Annotated in this window: 24 protein-coding genes; 21 read left to right on the top strand and 3 right to left on the bottom strand. The window is 58.8% G+C overall.

From position 1 onward, the window contains the following. Together ACR0NZ_RS16875 and ACR0NZ_RS16870 are read right to left on the bottom strand one after the other, a co-directional pair. Window positions 1-1,368 carry a cbb3-type cytochrome c oxidase subunit I gene (locus tag ACR0NZ_RS16875; protein ID WP_480477361.1) on the bottom strand — a complete coding sequence of 456 codons (1,368 nt, stop codon included), beginning with the start codon at window positions 1,366-1,368 and terminating at the stop codon, window positions 1-3. Window positions 1,369-1,384: 16 nt separating this feature from the next. Beyond that, window positions 1,385-1,834, bottom strand: coding sequence for a c-type cytochrome (locus tag ACR0NZ_RS16870; protein WP_209597154.1), 450 nt, complete (start codon window positions 1,832-1,834; stop codon window positions 1,385-1,387). 266 nt (window positions 1,835-2,100) lie between these two features. On the opposite strand from ACR0NZ_RS16870, the gene ACR0NZ_RS16865 reads away from it, so the two are divergent. After that, window positions 2,101-3,207, top strand: a complete 1,107-nt coding sequence (locus ACR0NZ_RS16865) for a Hint domain-containing protein (RefSeq protein ID WP_480520498.1) — start codon at window positions 2,101-2,103, stop codon at window positions 3,205-3,207. A 27-nt stretch (window positions 3,208-3,234) separates the two neighbouring features. On the opposite strand, the gene ACR0NZ_RS16860 is transcribed toward ACR0NZ_RS16865, so the two are convergent. Continuing rightward, window positions 3,235-4,431: an NnrS family protein gene (locus ACR0NZ_RS16860; protein ID WP_480477365.1), complete on the bottom strand. Its 1,197-nt coding sequence runs from the start codon at window positions 4,429-4,431 to the stop codon at window positions 3,235-3,237. Between the two features lie 242 nt (window positions 4,432-4,673). Between ACR0NZ_RS16860 and ACR0NZ_RS16855 the strand changes: the two genes are divergently transcribed. The 20 genes from ACR0NZ_RS16855 (at window position 4,674) to ACR0NZ_RS16760 (ending at window position 25,161) form a co-directional block, all read left to right on the top strand. Beyond that, window positions 4,674-6,350, top strand: a complete 1,677-nt coding sequence (locus ACR0NZ_RS16855) for a cytochrome D1 domain-containing protein (protein WP_480477367.1) — start codon at window positions 4,674-4,676, stop codon at window positions 6,348-6,350. Window positions 6,351-6,474: 124 nt separating this feature from the next. Further along, window positions 6,475-8,262 carry a NapC/NirT family cytochrome c gene (locus ACR0NZ_RS16850; RefSeq protein WP_480520496.1) on the top strand — a complete coding sequence of 596 codons (1,788 nt, stop codon included), beginning with the start codon at window positions 6,475-6,477 and terminating at the stop codon, window positions 8,260-8,262. 54 nt (window positions 8,263-8,316) lie between these two features. Further along, window positions 8,317-8,718, top strand: coding sequence for a cupredoxin domain-containing protein (locus ACR0NZ_RS16845; protein WP_480520494.1), 402 nt, complete (start codon window positions 8,317-8,319; stop codon window positions 8,716-8,718). A 200-nt stretch (window positions 8,719-8,918) separates the two neighbouring features. Further along, a complete protein-coding gene (gene cobA, locus ACR0NZ_RS16840) occupies window positions 8,919-9,680 on the top strand; it encodes a uroporphyrinogen-III C-methyltransferase (RefSeq protein WP_480520492.1) in 762 nt (253 codons plus the stop codon). A 46-nt stretch (window positions 9,681-9,726) separates the two neighbouring features. After that, window positions 9,727-10,056: a c-type cytochrome gene (locus ACR0NZ_RS16835; protein ID WP_480477375.1), complete on the top strand. Its 330-nt coding sequence runs from the start codon at window positions 9,727-9,729 to the stop codon at window positions 10,054-10,056. After that, the gene (locus ACR0NZ_RS16830; RefSeq protein ID WP_480477377.1) at window positions 10,053-11,198 is read left to right on the top strand and encodes a cytochrome D1 domain-containing protein; all 1,146 of its coding nucleotides are present in this window, start codon (window positions 10,053-10,055) and stop codon (window positions 11,196-11,198) included. Before ACR0NZ_RS16835 ends, ACR0NZ_RS16830 begins: the two co-directional genes overlap by 4 nt. A gap of 3 nt (window positions 11,199-11,201) precedes the next feature. Next, window positions 11,202-12,191: a siroheme decarboxylase subunit beta gene (gene ahbB, locus ACR0NZ_RS16825; protein ID WP_480520490.1), complete on the top strand. Its 990-nt coding sequence runs from the start codon at window positions 11,202-11,204 to the stop codon at window positions 12,189-12,191. Next, complete coding sequence (locus ACR0NZ_RS16820; protein ID WP_480520488.1) at window positions 12,188-12,637, top strand: Lrp/AsnC family transcriptional regulator; 450 nt, start codon at window positions 12,188-12,190, stop codon at window positions 12,635-12,637. The genes ahbB (ACR0NZ_RS16825) and ACR0NZ_RS16820 overlap by 4 nt, the downstream gene beginning before the upstream one ends. Further along, window positions 12,634-13,116, top strand: a complete 483-nt coding sequence (gene ahbB, locus ACR0NZ_RS16815) for a siroheme decarboxylase subunit beta (RefSeq protein ID WP_480520485.1) — start codon at window positions 12,634-12,636, stop codon at window positions 13,114-13,116. The genes ACR0NZ_RS16820 and ahbB (ACR0NZ_RS16815) overlap by 4 nt, the downstream gene beginning before the upstream one ends. A 4-nt stretch (window positions 13,117-13,120) precedes the next feature. Beyond that, window positions 13,121-14,335 (top strand): heme d1 biosynthesis radical SAM protein NirJ, encoded by a 1,215-nt coding sequence (gene nirJ, locus ACR0NZ_RS16810; protein ID WP_480520483.1) that lies wholly within the window; start codon window positions 13,121-13,123, stop codon window positions 14,333-14,335. 76 nt (window positions 14,336-14,411) lie between these two features. Next, window positions 14,412-15,935, top strand: a complete 1,524-nt coding sequence (locus ACR0NZ_RS16805; protein ID WP_480520481.1) for a cytochrome D1 domain-containing protein — start codon at window positions 14,412-14,414, stop codon at window positions 15,933-15,935. Beyond that, a complete protein-coding gene (locus ACR0NZ_RS16800; RefSeq protein WP_480494072.1) occupies window positions 15,892-16,155 on the top strand; it encodes a hypothetical protein in 264 nt (87 codons plus the stop codon). The genes ACR0NZ_RS16805 and ACR0NZ_RS16800 overlap by 44 nt, the downstream gene beginning before the upstream one ends. A gap of 89 nt (window positions 16,156-16,244) precedes the next feature. Next, window positions 16,245-16,709, top strand: a complete 465-nt coding sequence (locus ACR0NZ_RS16795; RefSeq protein ID WP_480520479.1) for a DUF2946 family protein — start codon at window positions 16,245-16,247, stop codon at window positions 16,707-16,709. Continuing rightward, window positions 16,700-18,877: a 4Fe-4S binding protein gene (locus ACR0NZ_RS16790; protein WP_480520477.1), complete on the top strand. Its 2,178-nt coding sequence runs from the start codon at window positions 16,700-16,702 to the stop codon at window positions 18,875-18,877. The genes ACR0NZ_RS16795 and ACR0NZ_RS16790 overlap by 10 nt, the downstream gene beginning before the upstream one ends. A 14-nt stretch (window positions 18,878-18,891) precedes the next feature. Continuing rightward, window positions 18,892-20,799 carry a TAT-dependent nitrous-oxide reductase gene (gene nosZ, locus ACR0NZ_RS16785; RefSeq protein WP_480477391.1) on the top strand — a complete coding sequence of 636 codons (1,908 nt, stop codon included), beginning with the start codon at window positions 18,892-18,894 and terminating at the stop codon, window positions 20,797-20,799. 2 nt (window positions 20,800-20,801) lie between these two features. After that, complete coding sequence (locus tag ACR0NZ_RS16780) at window positions 20,802-22,058, top strand: nitrous oxide reductase family maturation protein NosD (protein ID WP_480520475.1); 1,257 nt, start codon at window positions 20,802-20,804, stop codon at window positions 22,056-22,058. Beyond that, window positions 22,048-22,941 (top strand): ABC transporter ATP-binding protein, encoded by an 894-nt coding sequence (locus ACR0NZ_RS16775; RefSeq protein ID WP_480520473.1) that lies wholly within the window; start codon window positions 22,048-22,050, stop codon window positions 22,939-22,941. The genes ACR0NZ_RS16780 and ACR0NZ_RS16775 overlap by 11 nt, the downstream gene beginning before the upstream one ends. Further along, on the top strand, window positions 22,938-23,759 hold the full coding sequence (locus tag ACR0NZ_RS16770) for an ABC transporter permease (protein WP_480477397.1): 822 nt from the start codon (window positions 22,938-22,940) through the stop codon (window positions 23,757-23,759). Before ACR0NZ_RS16775 ends, ACR0NZ_RS16770 begins: the two co-directional genes overlap by 4 nt. Continuing rightward, window positions 23,756-24,271 (top strand): nitrous oxide reductase accessory protein NosL, encoded by a 516-nt coding sequence (locus ACR0NZ_RS16765; protein ID WP_480520471.1) that lies wholly within the window; start codon window positions 23,756-23,758, stop codon window positions 24,269-24,271. The genes ACR0NZ_RS16770 and ACR0NZ_RS16765 overlap by 4 nt, the downstream gene beginning before the upstream one ends. Further along, complete coding sequence (locus tag ACR0NZ_RS16760) at window positions 24,268-25,161, top strand: FAD:protein FMN transferase (RefSeq protein WP_480520469.1); 894 nt, start codon at window positions 24,268-24,270, stop codon at window positions 25,159-25,161. The genes ACR0NZ_RS16765 and ACR0NZ_RS16760 overlap by 4 nt, the downstream gene beginning before the upstream one ends. Window positions 25,162-25,202 lie beyond the last annotated feature (41 nt).

Raw genomic sequence — 25,202 nt, 5'->3', positions numbered from 1 at the left:
TTACTCCGCAGGGGTTTCGGCGGCGCCGGGTTCAATAACTTCTTTCCGGGGAACCCAGATCGAATAGATGAACAGCAGCGCACCAAGAACCACGACGATACCGGAACCCAGACGCATCCAGTAGAAGATTGCGATCTGGTCTTGTACGTCCATGAAGTAATCTCCGACCACACGCTGCATGTGCGTCTGCACGGTTCCGCCGAAGGTCAGCACGAAGGTCATAAAGACCATACCGCTGGTCATCAGCCAGAACGATCCCATGTTCAGCACCTGATTGTAAGGATCACGGTTTTTGAGGATCGGCATCGCATAGCTGAAGATCGCCAGGTTGAGGCAGACATAGGCACCGTAGAAGGCCAGGTGACCGTGGGCCGCAGTGATCTGTGTGCCGTGGGTATAGTAGTTTACCCCGTGCAGCGTATGCAAGAAACCCCAGACGCCGGCACCAAAGAAGGCAAGCGTTGCACATCCCAGAGACCATAGCAGAGCGGCCTTGTTGGGATGGTCACGACGGCCCTTCCAGACCATGACGAAGGCAAAGGCCATCATTGCGAAGAACGGGATCACCTCGAGGCTTGAGAAGATCGACCCAATCCACTGCCAGTAACCGGGGGTACCGATCCAATAGTAGTGGTGACCTGTTCCAAGAATGCCCGAGAACAGCGCGGCGGCGACAATGACATAGAGCCATTTTTCAACCACCTCACGGTCCACACCGGTCAGCTTCAGCATCAGGTAGGCCAGAATTGAGGCCATGATCAGTTCCCACACACCTTCGACCCACAGGTGGACAACATACCACCAGTATTGCTTGTCCAGGGACAGGTTGCCCGGGTTGTAGAAGGCAAACAGGAACAGCAGCGCCAGACCCCACAGGCCCAACAACAGGATATTGGTGATTGCAGTCTTCTTGCCCTTCAGAACGGTCATCGACACGTTGTAAAGGAACATCAGCGCGGCGACGACGATACCGGCCTTGACCCATTTGGGTTGCTCAAGGAACTCGCGCCCTTCTTTGCCCAGCAGCCAGTTGCCTTCGAACAGGTTGAAGACATAGGTCAGAACCACGCCCAACGTACCGACCACAAGGATGATCAGCTGCAGATAAGCCAACTTGGGCGAATGGATTTCTCGCTCGGCTTCTTCCGGAATAAGGAAGTAGGCTGCACCGAAGAAGCCCAGTATCAACCAGACGATCAGCGCGTTGGTGTGCAGCATCCGCACGATGTTGAACGGCAGAAGCTCGCTCAGGAAGTTCGGGAATACATAGATGAAGCCGGCCAGCAGGCCGCCGATCACCTGTATCGCGAACAGTGCCATGGCTACCGCAAAGTAGGCATAGGCGATTTTTTGGGATTCGTATTTCATTGCTCCATTCCCCTTCTCAGCCAGCCTCGTTGGGCGGCCAGTCCTGAGCGTCGATATTGTCCGTCCAGATCAGGAAGTTGGTCAGATCCCGGATCTCTTCGTCGCTGAGGTTGAATTGCGGCATCTGCCGACGACCGGGAATGCCGGTGGGTTGTGCCTCCATCCAGCCCTTGAGGGATTCAAAGGCCGATTCCGGGTCGTCCAACACGCCCCAACGTGTCATCACATTGCCGACCTCAGGGGCAAAGTACGCCCCTTCACCAAGGATCGTGTGACAGTTGATACAGGCGTGTTTTTCCCAAACATGTTTACCCCGAACCACACTTTCGTCGAGCTTCGCGGCATTTTCAGAATTGACGATATACAGGTGTGAATGGGCTGATAGAGCCAGAAAGATGAGGATGAAGAACAGTGACCCGCCATAGAAAATATTGCGAGCCATGCTCTTTGTCATGACTTCTCGCATCGCGCTCTCCTTTGCGCAGATTAGCTAGTGCAGGCAACATGACGTGCGGGTCACAGGGCTGCCTTAACGAAAGTCAAGACTTCTAAAGTATCCTCAGGAACGAGATCAGACATCCGCAAACAGCTAAAATAACGAAATGACCTTGGGGTTGCCTTTAAATCTGAGGCAATTGTGAACACTTTCGCGTCGACTTTTTGACATGAAGGACCTATTCAACCACCTGAGAAAATGGTGAAAAATTCCGTTTCAAAGATTGATGGGTGAAAATGGCGAACTATTCCTATATCGGTTATACCCCTGGTGTAATCACGGTGAATACGATTGGGCCGGACACGGTTACGTTGGATGTCAATTTTGATCCCGACACGGATCGTCGTTTGTTTAGTGTGACTGACGCAGCCGGTGGTTTTATTCAAAACGGAGGTGGAGCACCTGTTGTCGATACAGGGGATGTTTTCAACGGTGACCGCTTTGACGACGAAGACGGCGATGACCTGACGCAGACCGGTACTATCACCACCCTCGATGGTTCGACCACCTTTTTAAGCGGCCCAATATACTTAGAAGAATCGTACGTGCTGTCCAAACCAGGCGGAGGCACAATTACTGTATATCGCGTCGAAGTTGACGGCATATTGGGCGGCTATATTACCTCTGAACCTCTTGTGCCCGGCACGACCTACTCGATGAACATCGTGAATGTCACGCCGACCAATGCCCCCGACACAACTGACCCTGCTGCCATCATTGACGTGCCGTGCTTTGCTGCCGGAACACTTATCATGACGCCAGAAGGTCCGATGCCCATCGAGGATCTGAAGGTGGGTGACATGGTCGTCACTGCGGACAATGGACCGCAACACATACGTTGGATCGGAACGCGAAACCTATCGCATGAAGAGCTGGTGAAAAAACCCAAGCTGCTTCCAATCCTCATCAAGGCCGGGGCCTTGGGGTGTGACTTGCCAAAACGCGACCTGCTTGTTTCGCCACAGCACCGCATGCTGGTTCGATCCCGAATCGCCGTCAGAATGTTTGACGCAGAGGAAATCCTTGTTCCGGCCCACATACTTGTTGCCAGCCCTGGTATCAGCGTTGCAGATGACACCGTGTCAGTCACATATTTCCATCTATTGTTCGACCGCCATGAAATCATCTACGCAGAAGGTGCCCAGTCAGAAAGCCTTTTTGTCGGCGCACAGGCTCTGTCCAGCGTTCCCCCAGAAGCAAGGGCGGAAATCTTCGACCTGTTTCCGGAACTAGAGACCCCAATGTACGTTCCTCAAGCTGTGCGGCACATACCTGAAAACGGAAGACGCGCTCGTGCGCTCGTGTCCCGCCATGTAAAGAACGAACGCCCCTTGATATTCTGAATAGTAATACGCGGTTAAGGTTCCGTGTCAGCCGTGCTTCGCTGCGCGCGGGCCTGTCAGCGCGGGCCACATGGCAAACAGGTACAACCCGATTGCGGCAATCCATAACCCGTCAGCCGTCAGCATGGCCGTCATATATCCACCTGCCAGCCCGGACCCCAACCAGCGGACCAAAGCCGCCGCCGCCATCAGCCCGTATCCGACCGCCATAGGCGACGGTGCAACAAGGGGCCGGCCGCTGTGGCCAAGGGCGGCGCGGCTCATGACGGCAAGGGTCATGCCACCAACGCACCCGATCCCCAAAATGTGAAGCGCGCCGATCTCATTACCATATCCGATGACGGCAGACCCCCACAGCAACAACCCAAGGGCCAGCATCATCAGGCCCAGGTGCAAAGCAATCAGGATCGGCTGCCGCAGCGCCCAACCCGCTCTCCACCGTGCCATGCGCATCAGTTGGGCGCCGCCCAGCAGCAACGCGCAGATACCCGCCAAGGAAACACTGCCCAAGGTCAGCACCAACAACGGCAGCATAAGGGCAAGCGCCATCACGGCCTTTTCCAGCACCGCGTTTGAAACCGGCCACAAGGCTTCGGGCACACCGTCGCGTTTCATTGCATTGCGCGTAAAGGCCGGTGTGATACGCCCCCCCAGTATCGCTATCATTGAACACAAGGTCAGTAGCCCTGCACGAACTCCGGTATTCAGCGTGTCTGTGGTGAGTCCAATCCATTCCAGATGAACCATCAGGTTGGCCAACCATACCAAACTCAGAAGATACAGAAATATCATGTTCTGTGGCTTGGGCCTGCGTACCAGCTGGCTGGCAATTTTCAGGACAAGAATTGGAACAAAGCTCAGATCGATAATTGCGACGGTAGTCGGAGAGAGCGACCCTGATAACCACACAGCCAGCCGCCCCGCCATCCAGATCAGCGCTACGACCGTGACAAAACGCGCCCGCACTTCGGGCGTCCCGGTCCAGTTCGGAACTGCCGTCAGAAAGAACCCACCCAGCGCTGCTGTTGCATAGCCAAAAATCATCTCATGGGCATGCCACATGACCGGGGGCATTCCATAACTTTGCTCGTCATAAGGTAAAAGCCCATCCAGTGAGGCCAGCCAAATACCCCAGGCGACTCCAGCAAATACGCCATAAAGACCGGCGGAAAGGAAAAATACCCGAAATCCTTCGCTGAAAATGCGCGATATTGCAGATGACATGCCTGCTCTCCATGGCCCATCTCGTCCTTCAACAAGCAGTACCGTCCGACGGGATTGAGGCACTTAACCGAAATCAAGACGTAAAAACATGTGCGAAAAAAACAGGTTTTATTGCTGAAATCTGCACCTGGTTTTTGTCCAAAGAGCGAAGTTAGCGCCGCGCCCGTTGACTTTGGTCAAGGATGACAATCCCGTGATGGATCAGTCTCCGCATTGCCTCACCACGCAAATGGAGAGTGATCATGTCACTTGGAATCAGCTACAACAAGACCGGCCGCGCTTTTGGGGTCGGATTGGCAATGTTGTTGGGCAGCGTCGCTGCTCCAGCTTTTGCCGACGAGCCAACACTTAGCGACGAAGCCTTTGAAGCTTCGAAACAACTGTACTTTGAACAATGTGCAGGCTGCCACGGGGTTTTGCGCAAAGGCGCTACCGGTAAAAACCTGGAACCGCATTGGAAGAAGACCGCAGCCGACGGCACCGTAACCGAAGGCGGCACCCTGAAACTGGGTCAGGAACGCCTTGAGAAAATCATCGCCTGGGGAACTGAAGGCGGGATGAACAACTTCTCGGACATCATGTCTGAGCAGGAAATCAAGGATATGGCGACATACATCATGATGGAGGCCCCAAAGCCGCCTGAAATGTCGCTGGAACAGATGAAGGCAACCCGCAAGGTCTACGTCGAAGAAGCGGACTATCCGACCGAACCGCTGCACGGCCGCAACTGGGAAAACTTCTTTGTCGTCATTGAACGTGACGTCGGCAAGGTTGCAGTCATTGACGGCGACACGAAAGAAGTGCTGACGCATATTCCGACCGGCTATGCCGTGCACGTCCTGAAGGCTTCGGAGCATCACAATATCACCGAACCCGAAACGCCGGGCCGTTTCTGGTACACAATGGGCCGTGACGGCAAGATGACCAAGATCGACCTCTGGCAAACGCCGGACAAGATGCTGGTTTCGGAAGTCAAGATCGCCTATGACGCGCGCGATGTCGCCGTGTCCGGTGACGGCAAATACGTCATCGGCGGTGGGTACTGGCCGCCTCACTTTGCGATCGTTGACGCGCAGACCATGGAGCCGGTCAAAGTCGTATCGACCCGTGGCACCAACGTAGATGGCGAGTATGTGGAAGAAGCCCGTGTGGCCGCTATCTACACCACGCCGAACGAACCCACCTGGATCGTTGCCGTGAAAGAGCTGGGTCAGCTCTGGCAGGTTGACTACACCGACCTCGACAACTTGCGGATTGACAAGATCAACTCGGCCAAATTCCTGCATGACGGGTTCTTCGACCCGACAGGCCGGTACTTCCAAATCGCGGCTAACGCATCGAACAAGATGGTCGTTGTCGATACTGAAACGCACAAGCTTGAGGCGATGATCGACACCGCTGCCCTGCCGCACCCCGGCCCGGGCGCGAACTGGATTGACCCGAACTGCGGACCTGTGGCGGGCACAACCCACCTGGGTGTCGGTACCGTGACAGTCTGGGGCAACGACCCAGAAGGTCATCCGGATCAGGCCTGGAAAACCTGTTACGAGGTGGAAACCGACGGCCCCGGCCTGTTTGTCCGCACCCACCCGAACTCGGATTACATCTGGGCTGATCAGACCAAACACCCCGAGCCGGAAATTCAGCAATCGGTTCAGGTCATCTCGAAAGAGACCGGCGAGATCGTGAAAACCATCCAGATCACCGAAGACGAAGGCAGTGCCGCTGTTCACTTCGAATTCAACGCCGATGGTACCGAGGTCTGGGTTTCCAAGTGGAACCTGTCGGACTCGAAGGAACCCAACGGTCAGATTGTGATCTTCGACGCCAAGACATTGGAAGAGATCGGTCGGATTGACGGACTTTACGCCCCGACCGGCAAATTCAATGTCTACAACCGGTCGAACCACGTCACCTGACGGGTTCGCAACCTAAACCGGAAAGGGCGGGCCCCTCGCCCGCCCTTTCCTCGTTTGACAGATCCGCCAAACTCACCGGCCTGCCACCTAAGGCCAGACAAGACAGCCAAAACGGAGCCCGGATATGACTTCCGAACCGGATAAGAAAAAACCGATCTGGCGCCGGTATTTCCTGTGGGGAATGCCCGTGGCCGGTATTGCTGCGGCTTTCGCCGCCGGCATCATCTTCTGGGGTGGGTTCAACACCGCCATGGAAGCCACGAATACCAAGGAATTCTGTGTCTCGTGCCACGAGATGCGGGATTTTGTTTATGCGGAATACCAGGGCACGATCCACGACGTGAACCGGTCGGGCGTTGGTGCGGTCTGCTCGGACTGTCACGTGCCCAAGGACTGGACCCATAAGATCATTCGAAAAATAAAAGCCTCGAAAGAGCTTTATGGAAAGATGGTCGGCACCATCAACACCCGCGAGAAATTCGAAGCCAAGCGCATTCATCTTGCCATGAATGAGTGGGAGAGGATGAAATCGACGGACTCGCGTGAATGTCGAAACTGCCATGACTTTGAATCGATGATGCCCGAATTCCAGCGTCCCCGTGCGCGTCAGCAGCACCTGAACGCAATGGAAACCGGTCAGACCTGTATCGACTGCCACAAGGGCATTGCCCACTCGAACATCCGAGACCGCGCAACCGACGAGTATCTGGAGGAGCTTGAGGCGCCAAATCCGGCCTTCATCCGACAAATACCGCCAGAATACCTTGCCAGTCTTGAGCGGATCGAAGCCAAGGAAGCTGCCGAGGCCGAAGCTGAGAAAGCTGCAAAGAAAGCCCAGCAGGAGGCCGTTCAGGCCCAGATTGCGGCAGCAGTTGACGCGGCTGTCGCGGAAGAGCGGGCAACGGCTGCAACCGATGGTTCGACAACACCTGCCGGCAGTGAAAGCGGCGATGTCGGTGGCAACATCGACTGGAATGCGGTGGCCAGTGCGGAACTGAAACTGTTCTATCCAGGCCAGGCGTCATTTGAATGGGTGCAGAACGGAAAAACCCATGGCGGGGCCCGTCCGCTGACCAAAGGTGGCGATCAATGTTCGACCTGTCATGCCAAGGAACTGGATGCGATTGGTAACAAGATCGTTGCCGGTGGCGAACTGGAACCCACTCCGATCCCCGGCAAACGCGGTGTGATCGACGCAACCGTTCAGGCGGCACATGATGACGAAAACCTGTACATCCGTCTGCAATGGCCGGATTCAGGGCACAACCCTGCTCCGTTTGTTGATGGCGGCAAAATGGACCCCGAAAACCAAATCAAGGTCGCAATGATGATCACCGGAACCGGCATCGAGCTGGGCGATCAGGTCGGGTGCTGGGCGTCGTGCCACGCCGACAACACCTACATGCCCTTTGCGCCTGAGGCGGATGCAATTGCCGCAAACGGGGATGTTTCCGGTCGCCTGACCGCTCAGGACACCGTGACCAAGTACCTCAGCGAAAGCCGCACCGAGATCGAAATCAAAGGCAGGGGCGGCAAGGCTTTGGGCGGTTGGGACAAGTTGCAGGCCGCAGAACAGATCGAACAGTATCTGGCTGATGGCACCTATCTTGACCTGATGCGTGTCTACGCGGACGGCAGCGCCACAAATGGCTATCTGCTGGAACAGCGTGTAGTCAATGATGGTGAGATCGCGGCCTCGGCAAACCTGTCAGGTGGCGTGTGGACTGTTGTCTTCACACGTCCGCTGAACTCGGGCGCGCCGGGCGACATTCCACTGGAGGCTGGCCGGACCTATACCGTCGGTTTTGCCATTCATGACGATTTCGCCAACGCAAGGTTCCATCACGTGACGCTGAACACCAGCCTTGCGCTGGATGATGACAGCGCGCTTATCAACGTGGTCAAGCAATAACAGTTTGGGGCCGGTTCACCCGGCCCCAAACACCTTGGAAAGGAGACATGGACCATGAAACCCCACCGCCTTCTTCCCGCGCTGCTGCTTCTTGCCGCGCCAGCCTGGTCAGATGAAACCGCCGAAATCTGTGCTGAAGCCGAAGAGCGTTATGTCGAGCTGTTCGGACACCCCTCGGCCTCGGTCGAGGACGCCAAGGTGGTTTTGATGTACAACTACAATTTCTGCCCGTTCGAACTGACCGTAAAGGCAGGTACAACTGTCCGATGGGTGAACGTCGACAAGCGCACCAGCCACAGTGTGTTGCTCAAAGATGGCAGCGAACCCGAAAGCGACCGGCTGTTCCCGGAAGAAACGGTTGAAATAACCTTCCTGACACCGGGACCTCAGGATTATCTCTGCGGGCCCCATTGGGAGACACAGAACATGATCGGGATGATCACTGTCGAGCCCTGATCTGAGCTATTCCTACAGGCTGAAAACGGAGCGCGGGCGCAAATCCCGCGCTCCTTAACTTATGTCAAGGAGGTTGGTTTTCGATTGCGCCAATCTGCCCTCATGACACGCCCGGCCTACCCAGCAACGTCCCGCAAAAGCATTGGACTCGCGCAGGAAACCCCGGGTTTCGAAGACATTCAGACCCAGCGAGTTTGAACATGAGCGGTAAAGTTTTTCTGATAGGTGCAGGCCCCGGCGACCCTGAACTAATGACGCTGCGTGCCCTGCGAATGCTGCAGGAAGCAGATGTGGTGGTCTATGACAGACTGGTGTCTGCCGACATCCTGAATCTGCACGCCGAAGGCGCGCGGCTGATCCCTGTTGGGAAAGCGCCCAAATGCCACACCGTCCCACAGGACCGGATCAACGAAATCCTTCTGGAAGAGGCCAGCGCAGGTCACACGGTCGCCCGTCTGAAAGGTGGCGATCCGATGATCTTTGGCCGCGGCTCGGAAGAAGCCGCTTATCTGATGGCCCATGGCGTGGCGGTCGAATACGCACCGGGGATAACGGCGGCGCAGGGCGCGTCCTGCTCGACCGGCGTGCCGCTGACCCATCGCGGTCTGGCCACCTCGGTTCAATATGTCACCGGACACCGGCAGGCAGACAAAGTGCTGGATCTGGACTGGAAACGCCTGGCCGACCCAGACACGACGCTGGTGGTCTATATGGGAGTGGCCAACATCGGCCAGATCGCCATGGGGCTGATGACCGAAAACCTGCCGGGATCGACGCCGGTTCTGGCCATCGGAAATGCAACGACACCTGATGAACGCCGGCTGGTGTCACGGCTGGACCAATTGGCCAACGACGTGCGCACCTCCGGGCTGAAGGCGCCAACGCTTTTCATCATCGGCAAGGTTGTTTCACTTTATGCCGAACAGCCCGTGGCGGACATTCTGGAACGGGCCCATGGCTAAGCTGGGGTGCAGAAAACATGTGCCGTGCCCCGCGCCGAACAGAAATGTGCCTGGCCGCACGGGGTGGGTCGCCCGAACCTTTCTGACAACTGCGGTTCTGGCTGCAACGTCCGCCTTTGCTGCCGATGTTATTGATCCCAACGCACTGAAAAGACTTGTGCATCAGGATTGCGGTTCGTGCCATGGGCTGTCGCTGAAAGGCGGCCTGGGGCCCGATCTGCGCTCGAAAACACTGGAGCATTATGACGCCGAGGTTTTGACCGGCGTCATCCTTGACGGCATCCCCGATACGGCGATGCCCCCGTGGCGGCCTCTGATCAGCGAAGAAGAGGCCGAATGGATTGCCCGATACCTGCTGGAACAGGAGGCACGATGAAATACCTTATCCTCAGCCTTGCGGCGACATTGATGATGACCGCGGCCCAGGCCGAGCCGATGGCGACAGGAGACCTTGGGCTGGTGATCGAACGTGCCAGCGGATCGGTCCTGTTGGTGGACCAGTCCGACCGTGCCGCTCTGGCCCGGATAGAAGGATTGGGCGACCTGTCCCACGCCTCGTTGGTCTATTCACCGGATGAACGTTTTGCCTTTGTCTTTGGCCGCGACGGTGGATTGACCAAGGTTGACATTGTCACCCGCCAGATCGTGAACCGCGTTGTGCAGTCCGGAAACGCCATTGGCGGCGCGATCTCGGACGATGGTACGCTTGTGGCGGTATCGAATTACGAACCCGGCGGTGTGCGCGTGTTTGATGCGCAAACGCTGGAGATGGTGGCTGACATTCCCACTGGCAGCAAAACGATTGGTTTGGTCGACGCGCCGGGCCGCCGCTTCGTTTTCACCATGTGGGACACCGGCGAAACATGGATCGCGGATTTTGCACGGGGGGCGCCTGAGATCACCAGGATCACCGATATCGGCAAGAACCCCTATGACGCGCTAATCACTGCCAATGGCCGCACCTATATCGCCGGCCTGTTTGGCGAGGATGGCCTGACCGCGCTTGACCTGTGGTCCGACAACCCGGAACCGATCCGCGTTCTGCCCGGCTATGGCCGTGGTCAGGAGGAAATGCCGGTCTACAAGATGCCCCATCTGGAAGGTTGGGCGCTGACAGGGTCCGAATTCGTCTTGCCCGCCGTTGGCCACCATGAGGTTTTGTGGGTAGACGCCGCCACTCTGACCGAGACCGGACGCACACAAACCCACGGACAGCCGGTCTTTGCCATGGCCCGCCCGGACGGGCGACAGGTGTGGGTTAACTTTGCCCACCCGCTGAACGATACCATTCAGGTCATCGATACTGTCAGCAAACAGATAATTCACGAGTTCAAGCCCGGCCCGGCCGTTTTGCACATGGAGTTCACACCACGCGGGCACGAAGTCTGGATCAGTGTGCGCGATGCGAACAAGGTCATGGTTTATGACACGCGTAGTTTCGAAAAACTGCGTGAGATCGAGGCCGAAAGCCCGTCCGGCATCTTCTTTACCGCGCGTGCGCACAAAACGGGTCTGTAAGTCATGCAACACATTACAGACCCGATCGACCGTCGCTTGCTGGATGAATTTCAGCGCGATTTCCCGGTAATCGAACGCCCGTTTCAGGTTCTTGGAAACGCAGTTGGGCTTGACGAAAGCGAAGTCATCCACCGCCTGACCAGAATGCGCACCACGGGCCGCATCACGCGGGTTGGCGCAACCATTACACCCGGCGTGGTGACGGCCAGTACGCTGGCGGCAGTCTCCGTCCCGGAGGAGCGGCTGGAGGAGGTCGCCGCCCTGATCGACGCCGAACCGGGTGTAAACCACAATTATCAGCGCGAGGACGCCTGGAACCTCTGGTTCGTCGCAACCGGCCCTGATCGGGCACATGTGGATGATACCCTCACACGGATCAGCCGGGTCACCGGGCTGCGTGTTCTGGATTTGCGGCTGGTGCGCCCTTTCAACGTTGATCTCGGGTTCCGCATGATCGGCGGGGTCAAAACCGTGCCCACAGCACGTCAGGTGGATGCGTCTGCGATGCGCGAGGGTGATCGGTGTCTGCTGCAGACGCTGAGCTCGGGTTTGTCTCTGGTCGCCGAACCTTATGCAGATTTGGCACATTCACTGAACCGGGACGTTGATGATGTGATGGCGCGAGTCATCGCGTTGCATACTGCCGGTATCATTTCGCGGCTGGGCGTCATCGTACGTCACCGGGCTCTTGGCTGGTCCGCCAATGCGATGGTTGTCTGGGACTTGCCAGCAGAGCAGATCGACACAGCCGGCCCCGCTTTGGCGGCTTTCCCCGGTGTGACATTGTGTTACGAGCGCAACCCGGTGCCCGGTGTGTGGCCATATCGCCTGTATTCCATGATCCACGCGCGGTCCCGCAGCGAAGCATTGGACGTACTGGCCCGTGCGACGGCCTTGCCCGAACTGACGGGTGCACGGAACAAGGTTCTGTTCTCAACCCGCTGCTTCAAGCAGACCGGTGCGCTGATTCAAACCAAGGAGGTCGCCGCATGACGCTGGACCAAACCGACCGTGCGATTCTGAACCGTATGCAGGACGATCTGCCACTGGTTTCACATCCTTACGCAACAGTCGCCAAAGAACTTGGACTGACCGAGGCCGAATTACTGGCACGCCTGACGCGCATGAAAGAGTCCCGTGTCATCACACGTTTTGGGCCGTTTTTCGATGCCGCAGCAATGGGCGGTGCCTTTTGCCTCTGTGCGATGGCCGTTCCGGCTGGGGAATTCGAAGCGGTCCTGACCAAAGTCAATGCACATCCCGAGGTCGCCCATAATTATGAACGTACGCACCGGCTGAACATGTGGTTCGTTTTGGCCACGGAAACGCCCGAAGGGATCGAGGCCGCAGCCGATGCAATCGAACGGGAAACGGGGATCGAGGTTCTTTGTTTCCCCAAACTTCAGGAATTCTACATCGGCTTTCGGGTGGCGGCATGATCGACGCAACAGACAGACAGATTATCCAAGCACTGCAGGGCGGATTGCCGCTGGTTACCGCCCCATATGCTCAGGTTGCTGATGATCTGGGGATGCAGGAAGCCGACCTGCTTGAGAGGCTGTCAGCCCTCAAAGCACGCGGCGTAATCCGCCGCATCGCAGCCGCCCCTAACCACTACAAGCTGGGAATGACCTCGAACGGCATGACTGTCTGGGATGTCGAAGATGACCGCATCGCCGAATTGGGCGCTCAGATCGGTGCTCTACCCTTTGTCACCCATTGCTATGAACGCCCGCGCGCCTTGCCCGACTGGCCCTATAACCTGTTTGCCATGGTTCACGGTTCGGATCGGGATGAAGTCGAGGAAAAACGCGCCCAGATCAATGCGATCTTGGGTGACGCCTGCCGGGCCAAGGATATCCTCTATTCCACGCGCATCCTGAAAAAGACCGGTTTGCGCCTGAAAAAGAAAGGCTGAGACGATGTTTCGCCTGACCGAATACATGCACCAGCTGGTCAAACCGACCCCGGTGCGAAAACGCCGCCCCGGCCCTGTGAAGCCGGTGGTGATCTGGAACCTGACGCGGCGCTGCAATCTGAAGTGCCGTCATTGCTATACCGTCTCGGCGGATGTTGCGTTCCCGGGCGAGCTCAGCCACGAGCAAGCCATGGTAACCCTTGAGGATCTGGGCCAGTTTCGCGTCCCGGCCCTGATCCTCTCGGGTGGGGAACCACTGGACAGGTTCGATTTCTTCGACATTGCCAAACGTGCCCGAAACCTTGTGCCGATGCTGGCGCTGTCGACCAACGGGACACGAATTCATGATGAGACCGCCGACATGATTGCCGATGTCGGATTCAACTATGTTGGCATCTCGTTGGATGGGATCGGGGCCACGAATGACTGGTTCCGCGGTGTTGAAGGGGCTTTTGCAGACGCCCTGCGCGGTGTGCGTGAATGCAAGAGGCGCGGCATCAAGGTTGGCTTGCGGTTTTGCCTGACCGAAGGCACGCAGCATCACCTGCCGGACCTGCTTCAGCTATGCGACGACGAGGGCGTCGACAAGTTCTACCTTTCGCATCTGGTTTATGCCGGGCGCGGTGACAAGAACCGCGGCGAGGATGCCGAACATCAGCGCACCCGCAAGGGAATGGATCTGCTGTTGGAGCGCGCGTGGGAGGCTGCCTCGGGCGGTCGCCCGCTGGATATCGTGACCGGCAACAATGACGCAGATGCGGGTTATTTCCTGAACTGGATTCGTGCGCATTTCGACGCTGACAAGGCCGCGCATGTCCGCGAGCATCTGGCCGCTTGGGGAGGAAATTCCAGCGGTTTGGGCGTGGCCAATATCGATAATCTGGGCCGGGTCCATCCTGACACGTACTGGTCCGATTACACAGTAGGCAACGTTAAGACGACATCGTTTTCCGAGCTTTGGACCAGCGATGATCCGATGCTGGCCATGCTGCGCACGCGTCCGCGCCCCCTTAAGGGGCGCTGTGGGGCCTGCGAGCTAAAGGATGTCTGCGGTGGCAACACCCGCATCCGAGCCTTGCAACTGACCGGTGATCCCTGGGCCGAAGATCCGGCCTGTTACCTGACAAACGAAGAAATCGGTGTTGACGACGCAGGCGAGCGTCTGCAGGTTACGCCGTTCCGGGGGAAAAGCCATGATCCGGCGCATCAATTCTTTTAGTTCCGTCTGCTCTGAGCCTTCGACATGGGCGCCAGAGACACCTAAGGGGGCCTCCGGCGGGAGTATTTTTGAAAAGATGAAGCTCGTGTTGATGTGTTCTGTGCTGGGCGCTAGTGGTGCCTGGGCGGATGCACCAACGGATTATGCTGAACATTGTGCGTCCTGCCACGGTGAAAACCGCTTGGGCGGCGTCGGCCCGGCCTTGATCCCCGAGACGCTCCAGCGCATGCGCGGGCCCCGCATCGCAGCGGTAATAGCCGAAGGGCGCGCGGCGACGCAAATGCCTGCTTTCTCGCACGAACTTGACGCTTTGCAGATTGAAGAGCTGGCCGGCTGGCTAAAATCACCGCTGGAAACCGACCCCGAATGGGGCGAGGCCCATATCATGAACAGCCGCACGCTGGATGACGGTTACATCCCCGTTGAGGCGCCAGTGTGGTCAAGTGACCCGATGAACATCACCCTGGTGGTCGAAACCGGGGATCATCATGTCAGTGTGCTGGACGGTGACACGTTTGAGGTTCTGGACCGGTTCGAGACACCCTTCGCGGTTCACGGCGGGCCGAAGTTCAGCCCGGACGGGCGTTACGTATTCATCATGTCCCGGGATGGCTGGGTTCAGAAATACGACATCTGGGCCCTGCAACAGGTGGGGCGCGTACGGGCAGGGCTTAACAGCCGTAACATCGCAATGTCCGGCGACGGCAAGTGGCTGGCCGTTGCGAATTATTTGCCCAACAGTCTGACCTTGCTGTCGACCGAAGACCTGTCGGTGGCAAAAGTCATTGCGATCAAAGGAAAAGCGGGAAAATCCAGCCGCGTATCCGCGGTGTATCAGGCCCCCCCGCGTGAGAGCTTTGTTCTGGCGCTCAAGGATGTTCCCGAGATCTGGGAGGTCTTCTACGGAGCCAACCCGCCGCAATCCGGGCTGGGTCACGACTTTCGCATCGAAGGGCAGTTCAAGAACCCCGATCCTTTCCCGGTGCGCAAGATCACAACGCCCGACTATCTGGACGATTTCTTTTTCGATCAGAGCTATGAATACGTCATGGGTGCCGCGCGCGATGGCAAGGGCGGACAGGTGATCGACCTTGTTATTGGGCACAAGGTGGCCGATCTGGACTTGCCGGGGATGCCGCATCTAGGCTCGGGGATTACGTGGAAGCATGGCGATACGACCGTTATGGCCACGCCGCATCTGACTGACGGCACGGTGTCGGTGATCGACATGGGGACTTGGGAAACCGTCAAGCGGATCAAGACCGAAGGGCCGGGATTCTTCATGCGGAGCCACGAGAATTCGCCTTACGTCTGGGCCGATGTCTTCTTTGGCCCCAACAAGGATGCCATGCATGTGATCGACAAGCAAAGCCTTGAAATCATAAAGACTTTGCGCCCTGCCCCGGGCAAGACCGTGGCACATGTAGAGTTCACAAAGGATGGCCGCCACGCGCTTGTGTCGATCTGGGAAGATGACGGCGCGGTGATCGTTTATGACGCGCAGACGCTGGAAGAAGTGCGCCGCCTGCCGATGCGTAAACCATCTGGGAAGTACAATGTCTGGAACAAAATCACCTTCTCGGAAGGCACCAGCCACTGAGGGCAAATGGCCGGTCTGGAAACTGGCCATTCTGCTTTATCCGGCCACCATGTTGACCGTGGCTATCAACCTGTTTCTGGCCGGGCTGATCCTGCACAGTGCCGGATTCTCAGCGATAAAACCGGTTCCGGCGATCCTGTGGTCAATCCCGTTGGGCATTCCGGCGACATGGTTGGCCGGGCGCTGGGTTCGAGGGTTGATGGATGAAGCTGACGGGTAGCTGCAAATTCGCGAGCACCTGATCTAAGTCAAGTCTCCGCCTAACAGAATCCCATAGGGTTCGGGAAAGAACGCCGAGTTGGATTCTCAATGCCCACCTTCCACCCCTCGCATAGCTTGTTTGATCGCGTGTCCCGTGCGGTGTGTGGTTTGGTGGGCATTTTCCTGTTGCTTTTGCAAATGCTTGGTCCGGTGCTGGCGAGTCCCGGTGAGAGCATGTGGGTGGAGATCTGCTCGGAGGCGGGCGCGGTCTGGGTCCAAGTTGACCTTGAAGAAGGGCACGACGATCCAACCGCGCCCTGCCCGAAATGCGCGGACTGTGCGCTTTGTGCGGTGAAGGCGTCAGCACCGATGCCGGGCGCTTTGCTGTCCGCAAGCGTCGGAAATGCTCAAAGTGTACGCATTGAACATGGGGAGCAGTGCATTTTGTACAGCCCCAAACACCTGTGGCCCGAAACCCGAGGGCCCCCGTTTGCGACCCGAGAAGAATCTGAACGCGCCCCGCGCGCGTCCATGGCGTCCACCCAATTGATCGGAGGTGCGCCGTGGTCGTAAGTCGCGCAATCCATTTCCTTCTGGCCCTCGTTCTGTCCTGCAGTGTTGCAATCAGTGCACGCGCCGACAGTCTTGCCAGCTTTCTTCCTGATATCGATCCGGCTGACCTGGCCCCAGGCGCCGACGCGTTTGGCCCGGTACGCAGCGACGTGAAGGTTGCCCCGGTCCTTCGGGGTGGCGAGACGATCGCATGGGCTTTTCTGACTTCGGACTTTGTCGGCACGACCGGCTATTCCGGCAAACCCATTCACGTGGTTGCCGCCATTGATGCGGACGCTGTTCTGACCGGCGTTCAGCTGGTCAAGCATTCCGAACCCATCGTGCTGATCGGCATTCCCAATTCGCGCATGGTCGAACTGACCGAAGGCTATGCGGGCCTTGACCTGAAACGAGAGGCCGAGACCGGGGGTGAGGGGCATGACCTCGACATTATCTCGGGCGCGACCGTGACGATCATGGTGATCGATGACAGCCTTGTGCGCGGCGGGATCAAAGTGGCCCGCGCGCTGGGGCTGGGTGGATTGTCTCCGGTACAAGCTGGAGGTCCGCAACGCGAAGTCGATATGGCGCAGGATGCCATTTACGACTGGACCACATTGTCGGGAGACGGCTCGGTCCGGCGGATGACGCTGGATGTCGGGCAGGTCAATGCCGCCTTTGAAGCCACAGGGGATCAGCGCGCGATCAAGCGACCCGAACCGGGCGAGCCGGATGACACCTTCATCGACATGCATATGGCGCTTGTTTCGGTCCCGTCGATCGGCAAGTCGCTGCTGGGTGAGGCTGAATACCAGAACCTGACCAACTGGCTGGATGAGGGCGAACAGGCCATTCTGGTTCTGGGCCGCGGGGCCTATAGCTTCAAGGGATCCGGCTATGTCCGGGGTGGGATATTTGACCGGATTCAACTCATCCAGGGCGACAGCTCGGTGCGGTTCTTTGACAAGCAGCAGCGCCGTCTGGGTGAGGTTGCAGCGCCAGATGCCCCCAGCTTTACCGAACTGGATATCTTCAAGATCCCCGCTGATGCCGAGTTTGACCCGGCCGAGCCGTTCCGCCTGCAATTGCTGGTGCAGCGTGCCGTCGGGGCGGTTGAAAAGACCTTTCTGACCTTCGATCTGGGATACAAGCTGCCGGAACAGTACCTGTTGCCCGTCACCACCCCATCGGTTGTGGATGATGCAACCGGCGAAGCGGCCGCCAAGGCGGCCCTGTGGCAGCGTATCTGGAAGGATCGCACCGTCGAGATCGCCGGGCTTGGTGTCATGCTGCTGGTGTTGACGGCGACGTTCTTCTTCCAGTTCCACGCCACGATGAATGCGCGCGTCTTTTACTGGTTCCGCATCGGGTACCTGACGATGACCCTGTTCTTCATCGGCTGGTATGCCAATGCGCAGCTGAGCGTGGTGAACCTGATGGCGCTGGCGGGCAGTTTACGCACGGGGTTCTCGTGGGACGCGTTCCTGCTGGATCCGCTGGTCTTTATCCAGTGGTTTGCCGTGGCCGCCGCCCTGTTGTTCTGGGGTCGTGGAGCCTATTGCGGCTGGCTGTGCCCGTTTGGCGCGCTTCAGGAGCTGACCAATAAGATCGCACGGGCGTTTAAAGTGCCGCAATGGACTTTGCCCTGGGGTCTGAACGAGCGGCTCTGGCCTGCGAAATACATGATCTTTTTGGGTCTTTTTGGTCTGAGTTTCGTGTCGATCCCGCTGGCCGAGCAATATGCCGAGATCGAGCCGTTCAAGACCGCGATCATTCTGAAATTCATGCGCGACTGGCCGTTTGTGGTCTTTGCGCTGGTCCTGCTGGGGATCGGGCTGTTCATCGAACGGTTCTATTGCCGCTATCTTTGCCCGCTGGGCGGAGCGCTGGCGATCCCTGCCCGTATCCGCATGTTCGACTGGCTGCGCCGCTACAACGATTGTGGCACGCCCTGTCAGACCTGCGCCAATGAATGCCCCGTTCAGGCGATCCACCCCACTGGTGAGATCAATCCGAACGAGTGCGTCACCTGCCTGCATTGTCAGGTGCTCTATCAGTCCGAGGACAAATGTCCCGTCGTTATCCGCCAACTGAAACGGCGGGCCAAGACCGGGTCGGTCACACCTAAGACCCCCCTCGGGCAACCACCGGCGAACCATCCAAACGCCAAACCGAAAACCGTTTCCTAAAAGGAGGAACGACCATGTCGGACCAAGAAAACAAACTGAACATCACGCGCCGCGGTATGCTGGGGGCCACTGCCACCGGTGCCGTCATCGCCGGGACCGGTCTGGGATCGACCCTGATGACCGCGAAAGAGGCCAGCGCTGCCGCCAAGCAGCATCTGGAGCCGGGCGAGCTGGACGAATATTACGGCTTCTGGTCGTCGGGCCAGACCGGCGAACTGCGCATTCTAGGCGTGCCGTCCATGCGCGAGCTGATGCGGGTGCCGGTGTTCAACCGCTGCTCGGCCACGGGCTGGGGCCAGACCAACGAGTCGCTGAAGGTTCTGACCGAGGGCCTGCTGCCTGAAACCAAGGAGTTCCTGGCTGCAAACGGCAAGGTCACCTATGACAACGGCGACCTGCACCACCCGCATATGTCGTTCACCGACGGCACCTATGATGGCCGTTATCTGTTCATGAACGACAAGGCCAACACCCGCGTGGCCCGTGTGCGCTGTGACGTGATGAAATGCGACAAGATCATCGAGATCCCGAACGCGCATGACATCCACGGCCTGCGTCCGCAGAAATTCCCGCGCACCGGCTATGTCTTTGCCAACGGTGAGCACGAGGCCCCGCTGGTCAATGACGGCCAGATCCTTGATGATCCGTCACAATATGTGAACATCTTTACGGCCATCGACGGCGACACCATGGAAGTTGCATGGCAGGTGATGGTGTCGGGTAACCTCGATAACACCGACTGCGACTATCAGGGCAAATACGCCTTCTCGACCTCGTATAACTCGGAAATGGGTATGAACCTGGCCGAGATGACCGAGAACGAGCTGGACCATGTGGTCGTGTTCAACCTCAAAGGTATCGAAGAGGCCGTAGCGGCCGGGAACTATCAGGAACTGAACGGCGTCAAGGTCGTGGACGGGCGTAAAGAGGCGGGTGGAAACCTGACCCGGTACATCCCGATCCCGAACTCGCCACACGGTGTGAACGCAGCGCCTGACAAGAAACACATCATGATCAACGGCAAGCTGTCGCCGACCGTGTCCGTAATCGATGTGGAAAAGGTCGATGCACTGTTCAGCGAAAACGCCGATCCGCGTTCCGCTGTTGTCGCCGAGCCGCAGCTGGGTCTTGGCCCGCTTCACACGGCGTTCGACGGCAAGGGCAACGCTTATACCACCCTGTTCCTGGACAGCCAGGTGGTGAAGTGGGACATCGCCAAGGCGATCGAGGCCTATGCGGGTGCTGATGTTGACCCGATCATCGACAAGGTCGACGTGCATTACCAGCCGGGCCACAACTCGACCTCGATGGGTGAAACTGCCGAAGCCGATGGCAAGTGGCTGATTTCGATGAATAAATTCTCGAAAGACCGCTTCCTGAACGTAGGCCCGCTGAAGCCCGAAAATGAGCAGCTGATCGATATTTCCGGCGACAAGATGAAGGTGGTCCATGACGGCCCGACCTTTGCCGAGCCGCATGACTCGATCATTGTTCACCGGTCCAAGGTGAACCCGGTGAATGTCTGGGACCGCAACGACCCAATGTGGGAAGAGGCGCGCGCGCAGGCTGCCGCTGACGGCGTCGATCTGGACGAAGGTGCCGAGGAACCGATCCGGGACGGCAACAAGGTGCGGGTCTACATGACCTCGACCGCGCCCGTGTTCAGCATGGAGAAGTTCACCGTCAAACAGGGTGACGAAGTGACCGTTTATGTCACCAACCTGGATGACGTGGACGATGTGACCCACGGCTTCTGCCTGTCGAACTTCGGTATCGCGATGGAAGTTGCACCGCAGGCCACGGCCTCGGTCACGTTCATTGCCGACCGTCCGGGCGTGCACTGGTTCTATTGCCAGTGGTTCTGCCACGCGCTGCACATGGAGATGCGCGGCCGGATGTTTGTTGAGCCGCGGAGCGCATAAACATGCGTTGGCCCCTGCTCATACCGCTCCTGCTCGGCTCGCCCCTTTGGGCGGCGGACTGGGATGTGCCCAACCGGGCGGGGGCCATCAACGAGATACTGGCGCAGGCGGCGGATGGGGACACCCTTCGCCTGAGCCCCGGCGTTTACGTCGAGCAGTTGGTTCTGGACCGGCCCGTGACCCTCGACGGGCTGGGACAGGCCACCATCGACGGACAAGGCCAAGGCAGCGTGATCACAGTGACCGGGCCGGGCGTGACCCTGCGCGGGCTGACGGTGATCGGATCAGGCTCGGATCATGACGGGATCGACAGCGGCATCCAGCTGACCAAGACGGCGCGCGCGCCGGTGGTCGAGGATAACGTGATGCTGGGCAATCTTTACGGCATCGACATCCACGGTGCGAAGGACAGCATCGTACGACGCAACCGGATTGAAGGGCGACAGGATCGCCACATGAACGCGCGTGGCAATGGTGTCTATGTCTGGAACGCGCCGGGTGCGGTGGTTGAAGGCAATGACATCCGCTATGGCCGCGACGGGATCTTTGTGAACTCGTCCAAGAAGAACACCTTTACCGGCAACCTGTTCCGCGATCTGCGGTTTGCCGTTCACTACATGTATGCCGATGACTCGGTCGTCAGCGACAACGTCTCGATCGGCAACGATCTGGGCTATGCGGTGATGTTCACGACCAACGTGCGGGTCGCCAACAATGTCTCGATCGGGGACCGCGAACATGGCGTGATGCTGAATTACGCCAACAAGAGCGTCATCACCGGCAATGTGGTGAAAGGTGCCAAGGAAAAATGCACCTTCCTCTATAACTCGAACAAGAACGAATTCACCGACAACTGGTTTGAGGGATGCGGCATCGGTATCCACTTTACCGCTGGCAGTGAACGCAACCGCATCGTTGGCAATTCATTCATCGGCAACCGGACGCAGGTGAAATACGTCTCGACCAAGTGGGTCGAGTGGTCCGAAGACGGCCGCGGCAACTACTGGTCCGATTTTGCCGCCTATGATGTGGATGGCAACGGCATCGCCGATGTCCCCTATCGACCCAATGACAGTATGGACCATGTGCTGTGGACCCAACCCGCAGCCAAATTGCTGCTCGGCTCGCCTGCCGTACAGCTGGTACGCTGGTCGCAATCGGCCTTCCCGGCACTGTTGCCGGGGGGTGTGATGGACAGCAACCCATTGATGCAAGCCCCTGAACCCCCAGCTATGAAAAAGGTGCCTCATGACGGATAAGGCCCTGTCAATTGACCATGTCAGCAAGAACCGGGGGAAAACCTGCGTTCTTGACGATATCACCCTATCCCTTGCCCCCGGTCAGCGCGTGGCGCTGCTGGGCCATAACGGCGCGGGCAAGTCGACCCTGATCAAGTCCATCCTTGGCCTGACGCCCATTCGGGACGGGGCCATTCGGATCGGGGACGCCACCCCTGGCAGCGCGCAGGCGCGACGGGATACGGCGTATCTGCCCGAGGCGGTCTCGTTTCACCCGGCGTTGACGGGGCGCGAGCAGCTGACGCTGTTTACAAAACTGTCCGGGTCAAAAGCCGATGTGCCCGGCCTGTTGGAGCGCGTTGGTCTGAGCGACGCATTGGACCGCCGGATCGGGGCCTATTCCAAGGGGATGCGGCAACGTCTGGGGCTGGCGCAGGTGCTGCTGGGACAGCCGAAAGTGGCGCTGCTAGACGAGCCGACATCCGGCCTGGACCCGATCTCGCGGCAGGACCTTTATGCCATCATTGATGAATTGGCCGCGCAGGGTACCGCCGTGCTGATTGCCAGCCATGCTTTGACCGAGGTTGAGGCGCGCACCGACCGGATCGCCATCATGCGCAAGGGTCGGATGGTCGCCGATGACACGCTGAACAACCTCTCGGCGCTGGCCGGGCTGCCGATCCGCCTGAAGGTGCGTGCCAGCGCCAATGCGGATGCCTTGGCCGCCGAACTGGGCGGCAACCGGATCAACGGCGCGTCCGTTGAGCTGCTCTGCACACCCGAAGACAAGATGGAGGCCCTGCGCCGGATCGCCGGGTTGGGCGATGCGGTGGCGGATGTGGAAATGACACCGCCCAAGCTGGAGGACCTTTATCGCCACTATGCACAGGAGGAGAGGACATGACCCGCTTCCTTGCCATCACCCGAACTGAAATGCTGATCCTGCGCCGCAACCGCTGGCTGTTGGTTGCCACGCTGATCATGGTGCTGTTCGCCTTGGCGCTGACCTTTGCGGGCAGTGCGCCCACCGGCACATTGGGTGTCGATATGCTGACCGTATCGGTCGCGTCGATGACCACGTTGTCGGTCTATCTTGCGCCTTTGCTGGCGCTGATGATTTCCTTCGATGCCATCGCGGGCGATGTGGACCGGGGCAGCCTGTCGCTGCTGCTGTCCTATCCGGCCGGGCGCGGGGAAATTCTGTTGGGCAAGTTCTGCGCCCATCTGGCCGCGCTGGCCTTTGCCATGACCGTCGGTTTTGGCACCGCAGGTGCGGTAGCCGCGTACTTTGGTGGTGCGGGACCGGAAAGCCTGATGGCGCTGGTGCGACTTGTCCTGACCTCGATCCTGCTGGGCGCCGTGTTTCTGGCGCTTGGATACCTGCTGTCCGCTTTGGCGAGGGGCGCCACGGCGGCAGCGGGTCTGTCGGCCGGGCTTTGGCTGGTTTTTGTCGTCCTTTATGATCTGGGCCTGTTGGGGGCCGTCGTCATGGACAAGGGCGGCGCCTTCACCCAATCCGTCTTTCCATGGGTGATGGTGGCCAACCCGGCCGACGCTTTCCGTTTGTGGAACATCGCCGCGACCGAGGGTGTTGCCATGGCTTCGGGCATGACCGGGGCCGCACAGGCCCTGCCGGTCTGGGCCGCGCCCGCGTCGCTGCTGATCTGGCCGGTGCTGGGCTTTGCCCTCGCCCGGCTGGCTTTCCGGAGGGTTGAGCCATGAGACGTCTTGCCCTGATCGCATTGCTCGCACTGGCGGCCTGCAAGGAAGAGCTGGCCGAGGCCCCCGATCCGGTCGACCTGACACCCGATGCGCTGAGCTATTTCTGCCAGATGAATGTCGCCGAGCATGGCGGCCCCAAGGGGCAGGTTCATCTGGAAGGCTATCCGGCCCCGCTTTTCTTTGCACAGGTGCGGGACTTGGTGGCCTATCTGAAAAGCCCCGAGCGCGATGCGGATATCACGGCCATCTATGTCAGCGATATGGGCGTTGCGCCAAGCTGGCGGCAGCCGGGGATTTCGAACTGGATCGCTGCGGATGGTGCGACTTTTGTGGTTGGTGCCGATGTGGCCGGCGGCATGGGCGCGCGCGAAGTGGTGCCTTTTGCCGATCCTGCCGATGCCCAGGTTTTCGCGGATACCTATGGCGGGACCGCGATGCGCCTGCCCGACATTCCTGATGCCGAAGTGCTTGGCCCGGTCGATCTTGATCTGAAGTTGGAGACCCCCGTATGATCGCCCTGTCCCGTCGCCGATTTCTGATCATTTCGGCCGCCTGTGCGGCCTCCCCGGCCATGGCCTTTGACACGCACTGGCGCGGCACCGCCCTTGGGGCTGCGGCCAGCCTGCGGCTGGTTGGGCTGACGGATGCCGAGGCCGCACCGATCATCACCGCCGTCGAGGGTGAGGTGACCCGGCTGGAGGATATCTTCAGCCTGTACCGTCCGCAGTCACAGCTGAGCCGCCTGAACCGCGATGGTGTTTTGACCGCACCCGCGCCTGAGCTGTTGAATGTGCTGAGCCTGAGCAGTGCGCTGCATCAGGCATCCGGCGGCGCATTCGACCCCAGCATTCAGCCCCTGTGGTATGCCATGGCAACAGGCGCTGGCCCCGAAGATCTGGCTGCCGCCCGCGCTGCTGTGGGCTGGGAACGGGTGTCTTTCGATGCCGCGTCGGTGCGACTGCCGGTGCCGGGTCAGTCGGCCCTGACGCTGAACGGTATCGCCCAGGGAGCGATCACGGATCGGATCGCTGCGCTGCTGCGTGGCCTTGGCTTGCGTGATGTTCTGGTCGACATGGGAGAGGTTGCCGCCTTGGGTGTGCGTGGCGACGGCACGCCCTGGAAAGCCGGGTTGGCCGCGCCGGACCAGCGGGTTCTGAAACGGGTCGAGCTGCGTGACCGCGCGGTCGCGACATCATCGTCGCTGGGGACGCAGCTGGGACAGGGTTTGGGCCACATCATCACCCCGGACGGGCCTGCAAACCGGGACAGAACGGTTTCGGTTTCTGCCCCTGACGCGGTGATCGCAGATGGGCTGTCTACTGCGATATGCGCGGCGCCCGAAAGCCAAGTAGCTGAAATCTTGAGATATTTTATCGGAGCCCGTGTCGAGCTGAATGTATGACGCATGGTCGCAAATCTCAGGTGGGTCAGGAAAATTCACCA

The organism is Ruegeria sp. AE3, assembly GCF_056542225.1.
This window is presented reverse-complemented; position numbering and strand designations above follow the sequence as displayed.